Annotated in this window: 14 protein-coding genes and 1 pseudogene; 9 read left to right on the plus strand and 6 right to left on the minus strand. The window is 66.9% G+C overall.

The genetic code is table 11. The features are described 5' to 3' along the window. Nucleotides 1–535: 535 nt before the first annotated feature. From HUW62_RS00465 to HUW62_RS49810, 3 genes and pseudogenes are all read left to right on the plus strand, one after another. The gene (locus tag HUW62_RS00465) at nt 536–1,729 is read left to right on the plus strand and encodes a hypothetical protein (protein ID WP_255203137.1); all 1,194 of its coding nucleotides are present in this window, start codon (nt 536–538) and stop codon (nt 1,727–1,729) included. A gap of 162 nt (nt 1,730–1,891) precedes the next feature. Further along, nucleotides 1,892–2,209, plus strand: a pseudogene (locus HUW62_RS49805) (putative quinol monooxygenase); the annotation flags it as partial. After that, entirely contained in the window at nt 2,195–2,527 is a 333-nt protein-coding gene (locus tag HUW62_RS49810; protein ID WP_163866868.1) for an antibiotic biosynthesis monooxygenase, read from the plus strand. The pseudogene HUW62_RS49805 and the gene HUW62_RS49810, both read left to right, overlap by 15 nt. A 73-nt stretch (nt 2,528–2,600) precedes the next feature. On the opposite strand, the gene HUW62_RS00480 is transcribed toward HUW62_RS49810, so the two are convergent. Continuing rightward, complete coding sequence (locus HUW62_RS00480; protein WP_176433224.1) at nt 2,601–3,497, minus strand: LysR family transcriptional regulator; 897 nt, start codon at nt 3,495–3,497, stop codon at nt 2,601–2,603. Between the two features lie 212 nt (nt 3,498–3,709). On the opposite strand from HUW62_RS00480, the gene HUW62_RS00485 reads away from it, so the two are divergent. Further along, nucleotides 3,710–6,802, plus strand: a complete 3,093-nt coding sequence (locus tag HUW62_RS00485) for a hypothetical protein (RefSeq protein WP_176433225.1) — start codon at nt 3,710–3,712, stop codon at nt 6,800–6,802. An 83-nt stretch (nt 6,803–6,885) separates the two neighbouring features. On the opposite strand, the gene HUW62_RS00490 is transcribed toward HUW62_RS00485, so the two are convergent. Both HUW62_RS00490 and HUW62_RS00495 read right to left on the minus strand, forming a co-directional pair. Next, complete coding sequence (locus HUW62_RS00490; RefSeq protein ID WP_176433226.1) at nt 6,886–7,233, minus strand: STAS domain-containing protein; 348 nt, start codon at nt 7,231–7,233, stop codon at nt 6,886–6,888. Continuing rightward, entirely contained in the window at nt 7,221–7,670 is a 450-nt protein-coding gene (locus HUW62_RS00495) for an ATP-binding protein (protein WP_163866657.1), read from the minus strand. Before HUW62_RS00495 ends, HUW62_RS00490 begins: the two co-directional genes overlap by 13 nt. Nucleotides 7,671–7,953: 283 nt before the next feature. On the opposite strand from HUW62_RS00495, the gene HUW62_RS00500 reads away from it, so the two are divergent. Continuing rightward, complete coding sequence (locus tag HUW62_RS00500) at nt 7,954–9,111, plus strand: serine hydrolase (protein ID WP_163866658.1); 1,158 nt, start codon at nt 7,954–7,956, stop codon at nt 9,109–9,111. A gap of 164 nt (nt 9,112–9,275) precedes the next feature. On the opposite strand, the gene HUW62_RS00505 is transcribed toward HUW62_RS00500, so the two are convergent. Beyond that, a complete protein-coding gene (locus tag HUW62_RS00505) occupies nt 9,276–9,860 on the minus strand; it encodes a hypothetical protein (RefSeq protein ID WP_163866659.1) in 585 nt (194 codons plus the stop codon). 281 nt (nt 9,861–10,141) lie between these two features. On the opposite strand from HUW62_RS00505, the gene HUW62_RS00510 reads away from it, so the two are divergent. Beyond that, nucleotides 10,142–11,170: a hypothetical protein gene (locus tag HUW62_RS00510; protein WP_176433227.1), complete on the plus strand. Its 1,029-nt coding sequence runs from the start codon at nt 10,142–10,144 to the stop codon at nt 11,168–11,170. A gap of 50 nt (nt 11,171–11,220) precedes the next feature. Here HUW62_RS00510 and HUW62_RS00515 read toward each other — a convergent pair whose 3' ends face one another. Then, complete coding sequence (locus HUW62_RS00515) at nt 11,221–11,649, minus strand: YciI family protein (RefSeq protein WP_176433228.1); 429 nt, start codon at nt 11,647–11,649, stop codon at nt 11,221–11,223. Nucleotides 11,650–11,931: 282 nt separating this feature from the next. On the opposite strand from HUW62_RS00515, the gene HUW62_RS00520 reads away from it, so the two are divergent. From HUW62_RS00520 to HUW62_RS00530, 3 genes are all read left to right on the plus strand, one after another. Further along, nucleotides 11,932–12,465, plus strand: coding sequence for a hypothetical protein (locus HUW62_RS00520; RefSeq protein ID WP_176433229.1), 534 nt, complete (start codon nt 11,932–11,934; stop codon nt 12,463–12,465). 83 nt (nt 12,466–12,548) lie between these two features. Beyond that, nucleotides 12,549–13,484 carry a serine hydrolase domain-containing protein gene (locus HUW62_RS00525; protein WP_176433230.1) on the plus strand — a complete coding sequence of 312 codons (936 nt, stop codon included), beginning with the start codon at nt 12,549–12,551 and terminating at the stop codon, nt 13,482–13,484. Nucleotides 13,485–13,801: 317 nt separating this feature from the next. Further along, nucleotides 13,802–14,647: a C-type lectin domain-containing protein gene (locus HUW62_RS00530; RefSeq protein ID WP_176433231.1), complete on the plus strand. Its 846-nt coding sequence runs from the start codon at nt 13,802–13,804 to the stop codon at nt 14,645–14,647. Nucleotides 14,648–14,747: 100 nt separating this feature from the next. On the opposite strand, the gene HUW62_RS00535 is transcribed toward HUW62_RS00530, so the two are convergent. Further along, entirely contained in the window at nt 14,748–15,713 is a 966-nt protein-coding gene (locus HUW62_RS00535) for an AraC family transcriptional regulator (protein ID WP_240356474.1), read from the minus strand. Between the last annotated feature and the right edge of the window lie 40 nt (nt 15,714–15,753).

The raw sequence follows: 15,753 nt of genomic DNA on the forward strand, positions 1-15,753 counted from the left end.
GTTCGCTCTGCCCGTGGGAATACTTGCCCGGTGGAGGGGAACAGGGCGTGCGCGGTGGGAAATCGCGTGCGCTGGGCTTCTCTGGTTTCGTGTTTGCAGGCCATGCGGCCCGACGGCTGGACCGCGGCTCGCGGCGGCACGGCCCCTCCCCTCCAGGACGCCCACGCCCATCGTGAGCATTGGGAGGGGACCCTCATCGGGGATGAATGGAATGTTCATGTAGGGCCCTTCGGCGTACTCAACCAGCTTCGGGAGGATCCATCCGCCCGCGCTCAGCGTCACCTGGGAAAGCGAGAGGCGGAGCGCGCGCGGGAGACGGGCCGCCGGGAGGGGGACAAGTGCATGGCGCGGGATGATAGACAAACACCGCTGGGGAGGCGAACCACGGTAGATGGAGTGCATGTGCTCGCGACCCGAGCGCCACGGTCGCGCAAGGCAAAGACGAATCGCCAGGCCCGTGTGTGGCGCTTCGCCTTGCGCTGGCCTCCGTCTCTACCTGATGCCAGACCTTGGATTTGAGCGACAATGACGGCCAATGTCGCCCCACCTCGCCTCCTTCATCTGTGTCCTCGCTGCATTGCCCGCCGCCGCCAACGTGGCCGCATCCACGCGCACGCCAGCGGCCTTCACCCTGTCGCCAGGTCTCGCGCGCACGCGCTCGGAGGTGCTCGGCGAGAAGCTGGACTTCGATTGCGCGGAGGCGGAGCGCGAGGCCGCGTGCCGCTTCGAGGCGCGCTACCGGCTGCGCAATGGAACCTCCGAGGTGGAGGTCATCGATGCCGCCTTTCTGGGACTCCGTACGCATGAGGTGAGCGTCCGATTCGACGAGGAGCCTCTCCCGGTGACGGAAGAGCAGGTCGACCCCAGCGCCACGTCCGGAGCCGGGGAGACAGCACCTGTGCGGTCGCCACCGGCGAATACGTTCCGGCGGCTCGAGCAGCGCTTCGGCTTCACGCTCACGCTTCCGCCCGGGAAAGAAGGGGACCTGGTGGTTCGCGGTGTGGTGCGACTCGAGCGGCGTTTCCTGTCATCGGGGTATGTGTGGCCCGCGGTCAAGGCGAGGCATGTGCTGCTGTCTCCCGGACCGGCGCGGGCCACGCACTGGGACATCGACTATCTGCTGGGCCCCATCCGGACCTGGGCGGGCAACCCCGAGCTGCACGTCACCGTGCGGGTCCCTTCCACATGGGAGGTGGGCAGCAGTCCGGACGCATCCGCGCGGACACCGCCGGTGGCCACGGACTGGCGGCTTCGGCACGAGGGCTCGCAGGTGGTGGCGGAGCGGCACCTCACGGCGGCGAGCGCGCCCGAATGGCTCAACGTCACGCTGACGAAGCCCGTGCCGTGGTGGACTCCGGGCGGTGTGCAGTTGGGCCTGGGCCTGCGGAGCCTGGACGGGATCCGCTTGCTGGCGCGGCTCGGCTACCAGTTCGCCGCGCCCGAGGCCTTCCTGCATTCGTTCTCGGTGGAGACGGACTTTCACAAGCAGCTCGTCCTCACGCCCCTCTCGCAGTATGCGACGCCCCAGGTCGCCATCATCCCGAGCCTCGGGCTCGGCCTGGGTGTGCCGGTGCAGGTGCTTCCCGACGTCAGGCCGGGGCTGCGGCTCCTCGTGGACCTGCATTTCGGCCCGGTGGGAGCCGTCCTCAACTGGGACCACTATCCGGAGCTGGGGGCGGGCACGGACTCCTTCTCGCAGTTCCTCCTCCTGTTGCAGGTAGGACTGTAGGCCGGCTTTCGCCCATAGATGATGACTATCCATCCATTGACGCCAATGGATTCACGGTGGCCGGACGCGAGGTCTATATGTGGACCCATCGCGGGCGGGTTGGCGCCCTGAACGCAGTCCAGCCCATCCGCCAACCACTTGCACGCGCACGAGGGTGAATCCATGACGACGCAATCACAGAAGGCGGAGAACGTTCACGTGGGCCTGCTGGTCCGCCTGGAGGCGAAGGCAGGCAAGGAGGCCGACGTGCAGAAGTTCCTGGAGGGCGGTCTGCCCGTGGTCCAGGCAGAGCCGGCGACAGCGCAGTGGTTCGCGCTGCGCTTCGGTCCGACCACCTTCGGCATCTTCGATACCTTCGCGGACGAGGCCGGCCGCGAGGCGCACCTCGGCGGAAGGGTGGCCGCGGCCCTGATGGCACAGGCGCCGGACCTGCTCTCGCAGCCGCCGTCCCTCCAGCAGGTGGACCTGCTCGCGACCAAGGCCCAGGGCACTCCGGAGGCCTCCGACAAACGGGCCCTGGTCGTGCTCCTGGAGGCCAAGGCGGGCAAGGAGGCCGACGTCCAGAAGTTCCTGGAGGGCGGTCTGCCCATCGTTCGGGACGAGCCCGCCACGCTGCACTGGTACGCCCTGAGGCTCTCGCCGACCACCTTCGGCATCGTGGACACCTTCCCCGACGAAGCGGGTCGGCAGGCGCACCTGAGTGGCAAGGTCGCCGCGGCCTTGATGGCCAACGCCCCGGAGCTGCTCTCACGGCCGCCGTCCATCGAGAAGGTGGACGTGCTCGCTGTGAAGCGCTGAGCGACCTCCGGCCGCAAGGGCCGCGGGCGTGGAGGGCACACCGTCAGCAGGGGTGGCCCTCGCCCGTTTCCCTTCAGGCGCCTGGACGCGCGCGCGCCGCGCTCTCCAGCAGCGTGCGCCAGAAGAGCTTCGCGGCCGGTGGCGCGGTCCTGTCTCCCGAGCGCATCAGGGACACGGTGCGCTGGAGCGACGGTTCGACGAGCGGACGCGCGGTGGTGGCGCTCGCCGAGGGCAGGAACGAATGCTCGGGCATGAAGGCGAAGCCGACGCCCGCGGCGACCAGGCTCTGCACCCACTCCTCGCGTTCAGTGCGATAGCTGGCGTACAGCACCACCTCGCGGGACGTGCACAGCGCGCCGACCTGTTCGCGCATCTCGCAGGCGAGCCGGTCGACGTAGGGCTCATGGGCCAGCTCCTTCAGCGGCACGGTGTCCCACGCGGCGAGCCGATGTCCGGGCGGGAGCACCACGAGGTAGCGCTCTTCGTAGAGCGGCGCGACGACGCACCAGTCAGGCGTGGGCGCGGCGGCGTGGGTGATGACGAGGTCCACCTCGGCTTCCTCCAACTGCCGCACCACCGTGTCGCGGGTGCCGACACGGAGCTCGACCTCCACGCCGGGCGCGGCGGCGCGAAACGCCGCCAGGTCTCGGGCCAACCTCGCGGGGCCGATGGTGCACAGCACGCCCACGCGCAGCGGCACCTGCTTCAGCCGGCGGTGGTTCTCCGCGATGAGCGCCACGCTCCGGTTCTCATCGTCGATGCGCTGGAGCCGGGGCAGCACCTGCCGGCCCAGGGGCGTGAGCTTCGCGCCGCTCCTGTCACGAAGCAGCAACGGCCCTCCCAGCTCGCCCTCCAGCTTCTTGATGGCGGCCGTCAGCGTGGGCTGGGCCACGTGGCAGCGCTCCGCCGCGCGCGTGAAGCTGTGGGTCTCCGCCACCGCCAGGAAGTACCGGACCTGATGCATCTCCATGGGGCGCAGGCTCGCTCTTGATTCGAGGGCAGGCAACCCGAGCGTGCCTCCCCGCATCTGGAGGAACGCAGCCGCGTCCGCGCTGGACGCAGCCGCCGTGGCCCGAGCGAGACACCCCAGGGGTTTCCTGGGATGGGCCTGCCTCCTTGAGTGGCCTCGCTGTTGCTAATGCAGCCGTGGAACGACTCTCTCCTCGACGGATTGGAACAGCCATGCCTTCAACGGTAGCGCAGGTCCCGCCCACGCCCACCCCTGTCATCAGCATCCCTGTTGAAGAGCCGTTTGATGTCGTCGGTGACGATGGAGAGTTCCGCCTCATCCAGACCGGCCCCTCCCTGGCCCTGGTGGGAGTCAACGACGACGACATGCTCCAGGGCTACCTCAGCTCGTCCACCGTCGCCTACCTCAGCCGCACCTCGGGGAATCCGAGCCGGCTGGACCCCTGGACCTCGTTCACCGTCGAGAAGGACTCGACGCAGTCCGCCCTCGCCTTCGAAACCGAGAAGCGCATCGGCGTGGTCTCGCTCGGCGACCTCGTCTACATCTTCTGGATTGACACCCAGAACAACGCCTTGTGCGCGGTCCGCATCGTCCCCGGAAACACCCGCTCCAAGACGGACTGGTGTCGGCTCTCGTTGCCGCCCGCCACGGCCGGTGCCAGCAAGACGACCGTGAAGGTCCTCTCCAAGGGCGTGTCGGCCTGCGCCGGCAAGGGCGAGACGGAGATTCTCGTCAACTACCTCGTCTGGGACTCGGCTCACAACGCGCTGCAGGTCTGCCACCTCGTCCTGGATGTCAACGACTACAATCCCATCACCAACGACTGGTCTCCCGTGGTGTCGCCCTGGTACACGACGGCCCCCGCGACCAGCCCCAGCCAGACGTCCTCGAACCTCTCGAACCTCGACCTGCGCACCATCCTGGTCACCCAGCCGGGGGCCACCACCACCAGCCCTTCCGTCAACAGCATCATCGCGGCGCTGTGGGACGAGAACCACTCCACCACGACCACGTTCTCCTGGACGCTGGACACCGCGTGCCACGCGAACGCGACTCCCGCGCAATCGCCCATGCTCCTCTCGTGGCCTTCATCGGTCAAGAGCCGCAAGGCCTCGGGCATGAGCCTGGCGGTGGACCCCGCTGGACGGCTCGTCGCCCTGTTCGCCGACTCCAACGCCAGTCATCAAATCTCCATCGCCGTGATTCCAGACATCCGGCCGCTGCGCCAGATTGACTCCTCGGCCGCCCCCACCTGGACGGAGTTCGGCAAGATCTTCACCTCGGCGACCGAGGACACGGAGGGGCCCCTCTCGATGTGCTTCTCGGTCGGCCTCGTCCCCGAGACGTCGAGCGAGGACTCCGCCACCCTCCCCATCATCCTGGGGCTCGCCTGGGTCCGCTGCTCGAATTCGCCGGGCTCGCCCATCCAGATGTCGTCCCTGAAGTATGGCGACTTCAAGCTCCAGACGATGCTCCACCCGCCGACCCAGCAGAACGCCGGCAAGCGCGTGCTGACGGCGATTTGCGACCCATTCCCCATGCCCCTCCCGGCACCCGAGGTCTGGGGGAATGCCAGCCCCGACGGCATGGCCGACTGGAACCTGTTTGACTATGAGATGAACACCACTCAGGAAGATATCGTCCTGAATGAAATCAAACTCTCCGCGAGCCTGGGAATACAGTACTCCTCGAGAGATACGGCCGCCACGGGCCCGTTCGGGGGCTACAAGACGGGAGTCGCTTGGGGCATCACCGCGAAGGCTGGCGCCTCCGGACGCTTCGCGTGGCAGGACGGGAAGTTCACGGCCCAGAGCATCAAGGTGGCGACGAAGGCCTACCGTCATCCGTACTTCCCGCTCGATGACGCGTCTCCCTACCTGGTCCGTCCCTACGGGTGCTACTTCGGACGGTCCCTGTTCTGGCTGCGCTCCCAGTACGGGACGGCGACGAACCTCAACTTCAACCACGACGCCAACTTCAGCCCGGCGCCCCTGGTCGTGGCCCACTGGCCCGTCGTCTCGGACGATGCCGATGAGACCATCGCTGGAGACTTCTTCACCTACGCCTGCACGCCGGGCATGGTCGACTCCTATACAGCGGAGGCGATCAACGACCGCATGTTCAAGCTGTATACCGAGTGCGTGAGGAGGCTGGGGGCCGCCGGAAAGACACCGGCGGAGATTCAGCAGATTTTCACGGCTCCGGATGGGACCGACCTCAGCACGTTCTACACGGGGCACAACTACGTCACGGCCGTCATCGGGAAGTACGGCACCAAGACGGACCTCAACGGTCAGAAGTACCTCAAGTTCGCCATGAGCGGCAGCTCGGTCTGCGACGGCCAGTACCGGGTGTCGAGCGGAACGACCACGGGCTTCGGCGTCCACCTGGACGTCAACGTCTATGCGGGGTTCGTCGAGACGGCGGAGATTGGCAGTGAGAACGGCGGCCTCTCCGCCTCGGGGGAGACGTACCTGGGTGGAACGTTGGACTTCTCCTTCTCCTTCACGCGCGATTCGACGAGCAACGCCTCCAGCGGCGTGGGCCTCTACACGTATCTGAATACGCTCGCGCCGACGCAATCCATGTCGGCCCGGCTCTACTTCCTCAAGGAGGCGTATCTGTGGGCGCTCGAGCTGAAGTACTTCCCGAGCATCGCTCGGGATTGGTACCTCCAGTCCTTGAGCGATGCGGCGGCCCACGGGGAGTTCACGTCCCCGGTGGCGCAGCCCAACCTGGGCATGCTGGCGGGCACCACGTCGGCGGACGATTTGCTGCTCTACGAGCAGTCGCTGCCCACGCGTTTCCTGTTCGTCGTCACCGGGTGGGACCAGGGGCCGAGCGCGAACACGCCCATCAATGTGCCCAGGGATTTGCCGGGTGGATACGATATCGCCACCTTCAATGGGGTCGTCAGCAACGGCGCGACCTTCAACCTGCCAGGGCCCTGCGATGTGGCCTATGGCGCGAATGGCCACTACCGCTTCATCGCGGGGCTGACGGGCGCCGTCACCTTCAACACCGCCACCTTCGGCGACCCGGGGTCTGGCACCACGAACAAGGGCTACTACCGGCAGGTCGGCTTCCCCAACCGGACCCAGTACAACGTCCCGCAGGACTTCGACAAGGTCTGCGGCGAAGGGGAGACGGCGAACGTGGGAGACGAGCCGACGACGGTGGCGTTCGGCACCGGCACGAATTGGAACGTGGTCGGCGGGGTGTCGGGGAACATCACCGCCTCGGATAACGTGTTCGGGGATCCCGCGATTGGCTCAGCAAAGGAGCTGCGAGTCCTGCGGGGGTAACACTTCCCGAATCGAGCGGCATTCATGGAGCTGCGGATGGGGCCCTGGAGGACAGGGCTCCACCGCTGACGGCCGGTCCAGGGCTACTTGAAGCTGTTCAATGCCTCCTGCTCGTTGTCGAAGACCTCGAAGACGGTGATGAGCTTGGTGATGACCAGCAGGTCCTCGATCTTCCGAGAGGGGCTCAGCAGCTTGAGCTTGCCGCCCTCACGGTTCGTGGTCGTATAGGAGCTGATCAGCTCACCCAGTCCGCTGCTGTCCAGATAGGTCACATCGGTGAGTTTGATCAGCAGGTTCTTCTTTCCGCCTTCCAGCGCGTTGCGAACGGTGCCACGGAGGACGGGCGCCCCGTCTGCAATGGTGATCTTCCCGGCGAGGTCGAGGATGGTCACGCCGCCGGACTGCCGCTCATTGATTTTCAACTCAGACATGGGTCTTTCTCCTGTGGTGTGGTGGGTGCTGCGGGCTGCTGCTTTGACAGTCGAACGACACTGCCTCCCTCGGGAGCGAGCGAGAACTCGACCGTGTCCATGAGCGCGCGCATGAGCAGCACGCCCCGGCCCGAGAGTTTGAGACGGTGTGCCGGGTCGAGCGCGTCCGGAAGCGCGGAGACATCGAAGCCGGTTCCCTCGTCTCGGACGGAGATGGTCACCCGGTCCGCCAGCGAGACGAGCATTACTTCCACATGTCGGCTTTCGATGCTCTGATTCCCGTGTTGGATGGCATTGGCCACGGCCTCCGCCACGGCCAGCTCCACGTGCTCAGCGACTGCATCCGGGAAGCCCGATTCCCGCAAGAAGGCTCGCGTGGCCGTGGTGACGTCACCGATGAAGGTGAGGCGGCTTTCTCCAGACAGCTTCAGAAACATGTGTATCCAGGGCCGTGGACGCGCGGTCGTGAGAAAGCCAACCGACCGCCTCATTGGGAGTATCCATGAATGTCTTCTTTCGCAAATAAATTCGTTTTATCGGATTTCAGGAGTTGGCTGGAGAGAATGACTCAGTGTCCACCGTCCTGGTGTGCAGCGACCCGTGGGGTCCACGCGGACACGCGCACTCCGGCGACGCTGTGAGACGTTGGGCGATGGGTACCCCACGCGCCGCGCCGGCCACCGCATCCTCTTCTCCGTACCCACCTTCGGAGGAACGCCCATGCGTGCCGAGCTCCTGCTCACCCTCATCCTTCCGCTGTCTCTCGCCCGGGCCCAGGGCCAACCCCGCACCGTGCCCGCCGTCGTGCCGCCGCCGTTCGCCCAGGTCATCGAGCGCGAAGTGCCGGCCCTCATGAAAGAAGCCCATATCCAAGGCGCGGCCGTGGGGCTGATTGTCGGAGGCAAGCTGGTCTACGCGAAGGGCTTCGGCTTCGCGGACCACGCGGGCAAGGTGCCAGTGACGTCCGACACGGTGTTCGCCGCTGCCTCGTTGGCCAAGCCCATCGCCAGTTGGGTGGCGATGCGTCTGGCCGAGCAGGGGAGCGTGCGGTTGGATGAGTCGGTGGCCGATGTGGTGTCTCCATGGCCGCTGGCGAAGAGCCACTTCGACCATCGCCTGCTCACGATTCGCCGCCTGCTGTCGCACACCGCGGGGACGACCTTGGGCGGGTATCAAGGCTGGCTCGACTTCAAGGAGCTGCCGAGCCTGGAGGAGTCGCTGGCCGGGAAGACCAATGGACGCGGCGCGGTGGAGCTGTTCGCGCCGGTCGGCGTGAAATTCCAATACTCCGGCGGCGGCTACACCCTGATGCAGCTGGCCATCGAGCGGAGCACGCGGCGCAAGTATTCGGACCTGGCGCGTGAGCTGGTGTTCCGGCCGCTGGGCATGAAACACAGCAGCGTCGCCATGACGCCGGAGGTGCTGGCCGGCGCGGCGCAGGGACACGACGACGAGGGAAGGCCGGTGCCGATGCGTTACTACGTCGAGCAAGCGCCTTCGACGCTGACCACCACCGTCCGCGACTTCGCCCGCTGGATGATTGCTGGCATGGCGAACACCGCTGGCGCGCATCCACTGACGCCGGCGCAACTGGCCCAGCTGTACACGCCCGCGGAGCTGAGCACGCCGCGCGCGCCCGGTGATGGGGTCTACGGCCTGGGTCACTTCATCGAACGCCTCGGCGACGGCAGCACCGCCGTCGGTCACGATGGACGCAACCAGGCGGGCTTCCGCGCCAACTTCTTGATGCGTCCGCAATCCGGCGACGGCATCGTCTTCTTCAGCAACTCCCGCAGCGGTCTGGCTTTGGACCGCATCGTCTGCCTGTGGGGCGCCGACGTGGCCAAGGTCGATGCGGCGACGACGTGCAAGAAGTAGCGGAGCGTTCTACCGGGTGCCCGAGTCCCTCCGGAAGTCGCCTGTCAATAGCGCATGCCTTCGGTTGTCTCGCGGCTGTCTTCCGATGCCCGGATGTCCCGCGCCTTGCTTCAGGGGAAGCGAGGTCTGGCGAACGCTGACAACCGTCCTGCCCGGAGGCCGTGTCAGAAGCGTCCGCCGAGTCCCACGACGGCGCGGTCGTTGACGATGCCGACGGACGGCGTGAGCGTCAGGGGAAGGGAGAAGCCTCCACGTCGGTGCGCCTCGCGTCCCTGGAGTCTCTTCGGTGCACCGGCGCGCGGCGGTTCCTCCGTGGGGCAGTCCACCTCGCTCCCGGTACACGTGTCGAGTCCCGAGGGGTCGAAGATGGCGATCCCGAGCAGGGCCAACCCGGTGGCCAGGCCGATGGCCCCGCCGACGGCGACCGGGATTCTGCAGTCCGTCGCTTGCCCGTCCAGGAGGAACGGCACGCAGAAGAGGGCCCCGAAGAGCGCGCCGCCGCCCGTGGCCAGGATTGGCACCAGCAGGAGGATGAGGGGGAAGTCTCCCTGGGCGTCACCGGTGCTGACCTCCTGCGCTCGCAGCCGGTTGTGCTCCACGCGCCCTGGCGGCTGGGGCGCACGTGCCTCCAACAGGCTCAAGGACCGGCGGCCTCCAGAGAAGTCGAAGGCGCGGGGCTGCGCGCGGACCAGGCCAGGGACCAACAGCACCAGCCACAGTCCGACGAGAACGACGGGGTGTCTTTTCATGGGGAGTCTACCGAGAGGTGGCTCCGGCCGGCCACGGCCACTCGAGGGGTGGCGAGTGCGGCCCCTTGACGTGGGGCGCGCCGGTTTATTCACGCGAGGCCGTGGTGCGGTGCGGTGGGCACGGCTCGGCCGGATTTCGGGGAGGCACGGGTGCCGGTGCTCTTCCTGCTTCTGCGGCAGGCCTCCATGGTTCAAGCTGAAGAAACTCATGACGGAGCAGGCCACCTGGCTCGACGACCCATCGCGGGGGAGCGGACCTGGCGCCTGAACGAGGACTGACCGTGGAAATCCGACACCTCTCCGCACCCGCCTGGTCGGCGTTCAAATCCTGGCTGCTCAAGCTGCCCGGCGTGCCCGTCTCCCGCCTCCGGCTCCTGACGGGTGGCTGTCCGGCGGAGGAGCTGCCCGCGCTCGCGAAGGAGCTCAAGCGCGTGCGGGCCGACTTCAAGAAGCGCCCCAACGAAGTCTCGGCCCCCGCGGACGAGGGACTCCGGAAGGACTACGCGGCGCTCGGCGTGCCCTGGTCCGCGTGGAGCGAGGTGGCGAGCGAGGTCCAGCGCGACCTGAAGCGCAAACGGTACGCGCGCTGGACGGGGGTGGATGCGCTCGAGTTCCCCGACGGGCCATCCGCCCAGGACCTCGTGACGGTCCTGTTGTTCGGAGGCGTGGAGCAGGTACGCCCCCATCTGCTGCGCCGCGCGTCGCTCGCCGCGGGCTCGCTCGAGGCGCTGTGGTGCCGGTGGCTCGCGGGTGAGCCGCTCGAACCCGAGACGCTGCGCTCGTTCGCGGGTGAGCCGGAGCGACTGGCCGAACCCCTCTACACTCCAGGCCGCGAGGAGGTGCTGCCGCTGTACTTCGTCGAGCCGGACACCGCCCGCGCCGAGCGTGCGCTGGAGGTCGCCTCGGCCCAGCCAGGCGCGTCCCGGTCGCAACCGCTGATGGACTTCCTGCGCTCCCTGCTGGGCCTGTGGCGTCAGGAGACTTCGGTGGAGGAGGTGAAGGAGCGCTTCGATGCGAGCATGGCGAGAGTCTCGCCCTCCGAAGTCGTGCAGTTGATCGCGCCCGCCTATCTGTATGGCCGATACATCGAGGCACTCCCCGCGCACGTGCTGCTGGAGCGGGTGGGCTCGCGTCTGGAGCGCATCGCCGTGCCAGCCAAGGTCGCAGATGTCCAGCCCGTGATGGAGGCCCTCGCCGCGCTCGAGGAGTTGACGGCGATGGGCCTGGGCCTGCGCGTGGAGCAGGGGCCCGGGAAGGTCCTCCTCTCCGCACAGGAGCCGGAGGCTGGGGCAGGGGACGAGTTCCTGTAGCCCCGCCGGAGGGCCGGGAATCGCCGCGCGTCTGTCTCGCCGTGCCGCGGCTACGTCGTGCCGGGCTTTTCGCCGAGCCGCTTCGCACGCTCCTCGGCCTCTCCTGGCACGTCGAACTCCGTCGGGTCGAACAGCGGCCGGAGTTCGACCTCCAGCTCCTCGCCGTCTTGCACGAGGAGGCTGAAGGGCGCGCGTCTGGCCCACTCGATGGCCTCGGCGAGCGTCTTGACTTCGAGCAGGCTGTAGCCGGCGATCAGCTCCTTGGCTTCGGCGAACGGGCCATCGATGACCTTGCACTGGCTCTTGCTGTACCGCACGCGCGCGCCGCTGCTCATCGGCGTGAGGCCGGCGAGATCGAGCAGCACACCGGCCTTCCGCAACTCCTCGTTGAAGTCGTGCATCGCGACCAGCGCCTCGTCGGTCGGCTTCTGGCCTGCTTCCGATTGCTTGTTCGCCTTCACCATCAGCATGACTTTCATCGCGTGTCTCCTGGTGACTCGGTGGGTTTCTCCGAGGCGACGAACCGTGCGCCGCAGGATCGACATCCACGATGCGGATTCTTGCCGCGAGCGAGGGAGGGCGTAACGCTTGGATTTTACTCGGACGTCAAGTTTGCCAGCCTGGCTCAAGTCTCCGAGCGCCGAAGGTCACCGGACCTCCGCGCGGGCAAATCGGAGCCTTCGCGCGATGACGCATCCATGACGGACGGAAGGAACCGCCATGGAACACCGAAGGGCGGCGTCCTTCATCGTGATGCGCCCATGTCCTCTTCCCGCTCCCGTCTGTTCCCGACGTTCGTCGTCACCGCCGCGGGCCTGCTCCTCGGCGCGTGCAGCCACTGCACCGCCGCGCAGTCCCTCTCCGTCCGCGAGCTGAACATCGTCGACGAGCACGGCCAGGCACGCATCCGCATCGGCGCGCCCCTGCCCGACCCGAAGGGCCTCAAGCGCGCCGTCACGGTCTACGGCCTCCAGTTCATGGACCCGTCCGGTCATGAGATTGGAGGACTTGCGATGATCGACTCCCTCGGCATTCGCGGGCTGTGCTTCGACAGCGAGGAGGGCTACGAGGCGATGTGCGTCAGCCTCATCCAGGGCCAGCCCAACATCACCTTCCGGCACGACTGGAAGGAGCGCATCACCCTGGGCGTGGTGGACGGCATCGCGGGCATCGTCCTCCATGACGCTCAGGGGCAGCCGCGCTTGAAGCTGGAGGTCGACAAGGATGGCGCGACGCGAATGGTCGGCGCCGCTTCCACCCCCCGGTCCGCAGCGCCAATCCCGGCACCTCATTGAGGCGGCGGCCCTCGTGTACAGGCACATGCGGTTGTCCTGGTGTAAGAGTTCTCCGTGCCCCGTCGTGACGGACTCGTGGACTCGTGAGACTTCCAGCCATCCCCGCCCCGCTTCTGGCCTTGTTGCTCCTCGTCCCGGTGCACTCGCGGGCTGATCCGGCGAAGACCCGGCGGGCCGCCACCGCGCCAGGGCCCGCCGCGCGGCGAGCCGAGCCCACCGTGGCGCTCGACCGTGCGCTCGAGCGGCGCATGGACGCCATCCTCGCCGAGGAGATGCAACGGCAGGAACTGCCGGGTGCCGTTGTCGCGGTCGTGCGGGGTGGGATGGTCGTCGCGAAGAAGGGGTACGGCGAGAAGCGCCGGGGCGGTGGTGAGCGGCCGGACTCCGCCACCGTCTTCCACATCGGCTCGCTCTCCAAGGCGCTGGCCGCGGTGGGCGTGCTGACACTCGTGCAGCGCGGCCAACTCGGCCTGGATGTGCCGGCCGCGCGCTACCTGCCCGAGCTTCCCCCGGCCTGGCGCGCCATCACCGTGCGTCAGTTCCTGGCGCACTCAAGCGGCATCGGGGACAAGGTCGGCCAACCCGCGACCTGGCAGGAGGCGCTCTCCGGCTATGCCGGGGTGCCGCTCACCTTCGCCCCGGGCGCGCGCACGGACTACACCAACTTCAACTACGCGGTGGTCGGCAGGCTGGTGGAGTCGGCCAGCGGCCGGCCCTTCGTCACCTTCATGCGCGAGGACGTCTGGGGCCCCGTGGGCATGGTGGACACGGGCTACCCGGCCACCTCGCGCAACCTCGCCACCGGCCACGAGCGGAAGAGGGGTGCCTGGCGGGAGATGCTCCCCGAGCCCCAAGGACTCTACGGTGTGCCCTCCGGGTTCCTCTCCACGACGCTGGACGACCTGGTGCGGCTGCATGCCGCGCTGGAGCGCAACGTCGCGCTGGACGCGCGCATCGTGGCGCGGCTGGCGGAGGCGGCCTTCGGGCTCGAGCTGCGCGCGCTTGGTGAAGAGGGCTGAGGTTGGGGAAGTGCCTTCAGCCCGCCTGACCTGAGGTGTCATTTGCAAGTCGTAGAACCGTCGAGGTCCTCGGCGACGAGGACACGAGAGGTGTCGCGACTCTCGCAGCTATCGAGACCTTCTACTTCCACTTCAGCGACGAAATGGAGCGCTCCTCGATTGCAGGGCTGGTGCCGCTCACATGGATAGTCCATTCCAGCTGAAAGTTGCCATTTGCCTTGCAATGGGGCTGGCATCAATGGGCGTTCATTGACTTTGCCTGGAGGTTTTGACTATGCATTGAAAGTATTTCGGTTTCCGAAAATGAGGATCGGGTCATGGGCCAAGCGGGAATGGCAGTCCGTGCAGGTGTCTTGCTGTCTGCAATCACATGGGGTGGATGCGGCGAGGGCACTGGGCCGCAGCCCGAGCAGGCGGTGGAGGACTTCGGCGTCTCTTCTCAGGCAATCGTCTACGGTGGGCATGACTATCTCTTCGTGACGACTCCCAAGACCTGGCAGGAAGCCAACTCAATCTGCAAGGTCAGCGGCTATGAGCTCGTGACGCTCAACGACGTCGGCGAAGAGGGCTTTCTGCAGACTCACGAGAGCCGCCTGGGTCTGTACAACTGGTGGATTGGGCTCAACGACTTGGGGCAAGAGGGTTTCTTTGTCTGGTCCGGAGGGGCCTCCAATTACTGGAATTTTGCTTCGGGTGAGCCCAACAACGACGGTGGGGAGCACTGCGTCGCGGATCGCTATCAATGGCTGCCATCGATTACTTCCGAGCAGTGGAATGACTGGCCTTGCGGCAGGACCTTCCCGTTCATCTGCGAAAAGGCCCAGGTGCCCGAGGCCAGCAATGGTCGCTTCGAATACTCGGCGTCGAGCACCTCCAATGGGACGGTCAATACCAGCAACTACTCAATCTATCTGAGGGCTGGGCAATTGTTCGTGGTCGGAACATGTGGCGTTGCCGGCGCATCCAACGTGGGTGATACCTATTTGCGAATCAACGGCCCAAATGGACAAGAGGTCGCGAGCAACGACGACATCAGCGGGGCATGCGGAACGGCATCGAACATCTCGATAGTTGTTCCGACGTCGGGAAACTATGTCATCAAGGCGGGTTGCTATTCGAGCAGTAGTTGCGGCGGTGTCGTGGCGTATTCCTACTCAAGCTAGCAGGCTGTTGAAGAAGCCCGGTTTGTAGGCCTGTGGCTGGGTTTCTCATGCCCTCCGCTCCCAACCTTGTCATCGGAGGAGGCCGGAGGGCGAGGGTCGCCTATGTGTCGAGCGGCGCCCGCAATGCTTCATTCGGTGTGGGCGTCCGCCGATACGCGCCGGGTCCCACGCCCCAGCGACGCTTGAAGGCCTTGCTGAAGGCGGGCGCGCTCGTGTAGCCAGCGCGTTCGGCGATGGCCTCCAGGCTGTCGTCGGACTCATGCAGCCACCGCGCGGAGCGGGACATCCGCCAGTTCGACAGGTAGTTCAGGGGCGTCTCCCCCACCAGCGAGTGGAAGCGCGCGGCGAACCCGGAGCGCGACAGGCCCACGGCCGAGGCCAGCCGCTCCACCGTCCAGGGCGTGCCGGGCTGTTCGTGCATCAGGGCCAGTGCGTTCCCGATGGCCGGGTCCGCCAGCGCCTTCCACCCCGCCTCCCCAGACCGCGCGAGCAGCGCCTGGGCCCGCAGCGCCTGCACCAGCAGCACGTCCGCCAGACGGCCGACCACCAGGGCGCTTCCCGGTCCAGGCGCGGCGGTCTCCGCGGAGAGCAACTGCACGGTGGCGGCGAGCAACGGCGTCCTGCCGGACTCCTGCGTGGACAGGTGGATGATGGGCGGGAATGCCCGCAGCAGCGGGTGCGTGGGGTCCACACCGAACTGGAAGCAGCCGGTGATCAACGTGGTGGTCGCGCCCGGACCTCCCTGCCGGACGGCCGTGCCCGACGAAGCCCGGAGCTGCTGGTGGGTGATGAAGTCCCGAGGAACCTTCCGGGAGCCGTCATCCAGCACGTGAGCGGTGGCGCGAGGCAGGAGCACCACGTCACCCGCGGACACGAACACTGGCTTCGCCACTCCTTCCACCTGGAGGCGCAGTCCTCCCCGCGCCACCACGTAGAAGGATGCATTGACCTTGCGGGGCAGGCGCATCGCCCACGGCGCACCCATTTCGAAGCGACCGAAGAGCAGCGTCTTGAACCGCAGCGTCTCCAGTACATCGGAAACCACGTCGGTCTTTTCGTCTGGCATCGCTGGACGCTCTGACAGTTCTTTTGGACGCAGTGACATT

Origin of the sequence: Myxococcus sp. AM011 (assembly GCF_013372595.1) — a bacterium.
GTDB classification, from domain to species: domain Bacteria; phylum Myxococcota; class Myxococcia; order Myxococcales; family Myxococcaceae; genus Myxococcus; species Myxococcus eversor.

Bases quoted from the DNA above. Each gene is read 5' to 3' on its own strand.
- HUW62_RS00515 (WP_176433228.1), bottom strand. From the start codon at position 11,649: ATGAAAGTCATGCTGATGGTGAAGGCGAACAAGCAATCGGAAGCAGGC.
- HUW62_RS00530 (WP_176433231.1), top strand. From the start codon at position 13,802: ATGGGCCAAGCGGGAATGGCAGTCCGTGCAGGTGTCTTGCTGTCTGCA.
- HUW62_RS00480 (WP_176433224.1), bottom strand. From the start codon at position 3,497: ATGGAGATGCATCAGGTCCGGTACTTCCTGGCGGTGGCGGAGACCCAC.
- HUW62_RS00490 (WP_176433226.1), bottom strand. From the start codon at position 7,233: ATGTCTGAGTTGAAAATCAATGAGCGGCAGTCCGGCGGCGTGACCATC.
- HUW62_RS00465 (WP_255203137.1), top strand. From the start codon at position 536: ATGTCGCCCCACCTCGCCTCCTTCATCTGTGTCCTCGCTGCATTGCCC.
- HUW62_RS00535 (WP_240356474.1), bottom strand. From the start codon at position 15,713: ATGCCAGACGAAAAGACCGACGTGGTTTCCGATGTACTGGAGACGCTG.
- HUW62_RS00500 (WP_163866658.1), top strand. From the start codon at position 7,954: ATGCGTGCCGAGCTCCTGCTCACCCTCATCCTTCCGCTGTCTCTCGCC.
- HUW62_RS00485 (WP_176433225.1), top strand. From the start codon at position 3,710: ATGCCTTCAACGGTAGCGCAGGTCCCGCCCACGCCCACCCCTGTCATC.
- HUW62_RS00505 (WP_163866659.1), bottom strand. From the start codon at position 9,860: ATGAAAAGACACCCCGTCGTTCTCGTCGGACTGTGGCTGGTGCTGTTG.
- HUW62_RS00495 (WP_163866657.1), bottom strand. From the start codon at position 7,670: ATGTTTCTGAAGCTGTCTGGAGAAAGCCGCCTCACCTTCATCGGTGAC.
- HUW62_RS00520 (WP_176433229.1), top strand. From the start codon at position 11,932: ATGTCCTCTTCCCGCTCCCGTCTGTTCCCGACGTTCGTCGTCACCGCC.